General features: G+C 53.3%; 1 protein-coding gene. It reads right to left on the minus strand.

The features are described from left to right. Positions 1-375, minus strand: a 375-nt coding sequence (locus tag HMPREF2700_RS10645; protein WP_283129710.1) for a contractile injection system protein, VgrG/Pvc8 family, incomplete at both ends; no start/stop codon positions are given.

Here is a 375-nt window from a genome sequence, read left to right on the forward strand (position 1 = left end):
GGATGCTTAAGTTGAAGAGTGCTTCGGTACCGACGCTTTCCAGCCCGGCATGGGGTCGGTAGGAAACGGGCAGGCTTGGGTCGCGGAAGTAGTGTTCGGGACTGTCGCCGAAGACGACTACATCACCATGTTGTTCATGCTGTTCGAAGGCATACCAAATGCCTTCTTCCTCACACAGACGGTTGATAAAGGCAAAGTCGCTTTCGAGATATTGGGTTACATACTCGCGTACAGCGTAGTTGCGGCTCTTTTGGAAACGGTAGTCGACACCGGAGAAGCCGTGGTGTTTGAAGACGGAGGCAACGATGTCAGGGACGGTTTGGTGTTGGAACAGCCGGGAAGTTTGGAAATGTTTTAAAGCCGCGAAGCGCGGCT

The organism is Neisseria sp. HMSC068C04 (assembly GCF_001810105.1).
GTDB classification, from domain to species: domain Bacteria; phylum Pseudomonadota; class Gammaproteobacteria; order Burkholderiales; family Neisseriaceae; genus Neisseria; species Neisseria flavescens_B.